Here is a 3055-nt window from a genome sequence, read left to right on the forward strand (position 1 = left end):
ACTTCCGCGGGGAACATGTACTTCTTCTGGAATTCCCGATCATTTGCCTGTGACATCATGTACTGCTCATAACGCCGAAGCACGACTGCGTCGGACTGTTCCTTGGTGAATCCTTCCAGCTTGGCGACGTTTTCAGCCGTACCCACCATCTTTGTCGGCGGGGTGACGTTGGGGTCGCTGTTGAAGTTGTCCATCATCCAGTTCTCATGGAGGACCTCACCGCCGGGACCCATGGGGTTCGGCCAAATCGTGTGCGGGCCATTGGAGCAGCGGTCCGACATGAGGCCAAAACCGACATCGTAGACATCGAGTTCGATGTCCTTTGCCAGAAGGCCCAAAATGGTTGTCGAGGTTGTGCAGGCCTGGTTGACCATGAGGCCGGGCACATTCTTCTTGTTGTCCGTCAGCATACCCGCCGCCCAGTTGTGGCTGTAGAACAGGTATTTATGGGCGATGGACACCCCGTAGTAGAGATAATCGATGACGGTCGGATCGATCTTCTTCTTCTCCAGGAACCATCTTCTTGCAGTCTTTGCCCCCAGTTCGATCGGGTTCTCGTTCTGCATGCTTCCCTGCCAACGGGTGAATGGGGTTGAATAGTAGCCGTTGTAAGGGATGTACACCTTCGAAAAAGTCTTCATGAAGCTACCTCCTCCTAAATATTTTGTTAAATCAGGGCGCTTTTCCGGCTCCAGTCAATCGTGAGACTGTTCGATCAGGCAGCGCGCCGGTTTATCCTGTTTTTACTGTTTCCTCCTGATTGAATATCGCTACGCCCGTTATTTTCCCTTGTAATTGGGCTTTCTCTTCTCGACGAACGCATTGATGCCTTCGCGGCCATCCTCGGATGTGAATGCTATCGAGAAGGAATCCATCTCCAGGGTCAGCCCCGTTGCTATGTCGGTGTCCATACCGGTGTCGACACATTTCTTGATAAGTGCCAGGGCCGCCTTGGGTTTGGCGGCGAGCTTGGAGGCCCATTTCCTGGCCTCTTCCATCAGCTGATCCTTCGGCACGACCTTGTTGGCCAGACCAACCCTGTATGCCTCCTCGGCGTTCACGTTGTCGCCGAAGAAGAGCATCTCCTTGGCCTTGGGAAGCCCCACGAGCCGGGGAAGACGCTGAGTCGCGCCGGAGCCGGGCATTATGCCGAGGTTGATCTCGGGGACACCGAACACCGTGTCTTCCGAGGCGATCCTGAAGTCGCAGCAGATCGCCACTTCGCACCCGCCGCCAAGGACCAGGCCGAAAACGGCGGCGATCGTGGGTTTTGCAATGGATGTGAGTTTGTCAAATGTCTTCCTCGGAGCGGTCCAGAGGAAGTCGAGTGTTTCCACCGCGGATTTTCCCATGACATCTTTCACGTCGAGACCGGCCCCGAAAGCCTTGTCGCCATTACCGGTGATGATGATGGCGCCGATGGAGCTGTCGTTCTCGAGGTCGACGATCGCGTCGTAGAGGTCGTAGTATGACTGGACACTCAAGGGGTTCACCGGAGGCCGGTTCAGCTTGATGATCCCGACCGGTGCCTCTTTCTCAACTATAATAGTTTCGTAGGCCATGGGAGCCCTCCTTTATGAGCGTCTTACTTCGAGTAGTCGTACCAGCCTTTGCCGTTCTTGCGGCCGAGGGTGCCTGACTTCACCAGGTTCTTGAGCGTCAGGGGGGGATCCCATTTCAGTTCCTTCGGCAGGTTGTCATAGAAATACTGCTGAACGTGGAGGTTGATGTCGAGTCCGGTGAGGTCCATCAGTTCGAAAGGCCCCATGGGGTAGTTGAGCCCAAGTTTTGCTGCCTTGTCGATGTCTTCCTTGGAGGCAATGCCTTGCTCGTACAGCTTGATGGCTTCGATGAAGTGGGGGACCATGAGTCTGTTGACGAGGAAGCCGGGTATGTCGACCCTGACCTCAACGGGCTCCTTTCCGAACTTCCTCGTGAGGTCGATCGTGGCCGCCACGGTCGCGTCACTTGTCTGGACGCCGCGGATGACCTCGACGAGCTTCATGAGGGGAACGGGGTTGAAGAAGTGCATGCCCACGACCTTATCGGGTCTTTTCGTTGCCGTCGCCATCTCTGTGAGCGACATGGATGACGTGTTCGAGGAGAGGATGACGTCCGGTTTCGTTATCTCGTCGAGTTCGGCGAAGACCTTCTTCTTTATATCCATTATCTCGACAACGACCTCGACGACGAAGTCGGCGTCCTTCATGGCCCCCATATCGGTGGTGCCCTTTATCCTGCCCATGATGGCCGCCTTGTCGTCGGCCGACATCTTGCCCTTTTCGACGGTCTTTGCGAGGAACTTGTCTATGTTCTTGATCCCGCCTTCAACGAACCTGTCCTCGATGTCCCTCAGGATGACGTTGTAGCCCGCCATCGAGGCAACCTGAGCAATACCGTTACCCATAACGCCGGCACCCAAAACTCCGATTGTCTTTATGTCCATACAGCCCCTCCTATAAAGTGATTTTTTTGAAAAATTAAAAAATTCACATGCCCGTATATCTAACTATTATTAGGCATGACGTGTCAACTGTTTTCGTCGCCTAAAGCCAATATTATTGCGGAGTATGGGACCAAACGCCACGGGGTCCGACTCGTCGGCGCCGGGTCCTCGTGATGCCTCACTTCCGTTTCATCAGCCCCTTCTGCCCGCAAGGTGCGCGACCCGTGTCTTGAGATTCAGGAGATATGCCTTCTCAGGTTGCTTGGGCCCGGGATTCGGGTCATACTCCTCCTTCTTGATACGTTCGACAACCCTCTCCACCGAATCATTCTCGATCGCCAGCAATTCCACAACACGCCGGCGGAACGCAAAGGCGGCCTCCAATGATGCCTCGAAGAACTCGGCAACGTCGCTGCCCGTGTAGACGAAATGATGACCCTGGCAGAGAATGTCCACGTCGACTGTGGCAAGACGTTTGAGCGAGCCTACGTAGGCGTCGAAGTCGACGAGGAACTCGCTGACGATCTGCCCCGTCTGGCTGCGGCAACCCGCCGATTCGGTGGCTATGAGGATCCTGCGTTCCGGGATGTAGTAGCTGAGCATGTCCCT

The 3055-nt window shown here is 55.2% G+C and carries 4 protein-coding genes; all 4 read right to left on the bottom strand.

What is annotated here, in order from left to right:
• Positions 1 to 641 (bottom strand): thiolase family protein (locus tag GXX82_03770; GenBank protein ID NLT22144.1); only part of this gene is annotated, 641 nt, incomplete at its 3' end.
• A gap of 138 nt (positions 642 to 779) precedes the next feature.
• A complete protein-coding gene (locus GXX82_03775; protein NLT22145.1) occupies positions 780 to 1562 on the bottom strand; it encodes an enoyl-CoA hydratase/isomerase family protein in 783 nt (260 codons plus the stop codon).
• A gap of 23 nt (positions 1563 to 1585) precedes the next feature.
• A complete protein-coding gene (locus GXX82_03780; GenBank protein NLT22146.1) occupies positions 1586 to 2446 on the bottom strand; it encodes a 3-hydroxybutyryl-CoA dehydrogenase in 861 nt (286 codons plus the stop codon).
• 192 nt (positions 2447 to 2638) lie between these two features.
• Positions 2639 to 3055: hypothetical protein (locus tag GXX82_03785; GenBank protein ID NLT22147.1), on the bottom strand; the 417-nt coding region annotated here is incomplete at its 5' end.

The sequence above is a fragment of the Syntrophorhabdus sp. genome, assembly GCA_012719415.1.
Classification (GTDB): domain Bacteria; phylum Desulfobacterota; class Syntrophorhabdia; order Syntrophorhabdales; family Syntrophorhabdaceae; genus Delta-02.

Excerpts from the sequence above, each read along its gene's own strand:
- GXX82_03780 (NLT22146.1), bottom strand. The coding sequence starts at position 2,446 with ATGGACATAAAGACAATCGGAGTTTTGGGTGCCGGCGTTATGGGTAAC.
- GXX82_03775 (NLT22145.1), bottom strand. The coding sequence starts at position 1,562 with ATGGCCTACGAAACTATTATAGTTGAGAAAGAGGCACCGGTCGGGATC.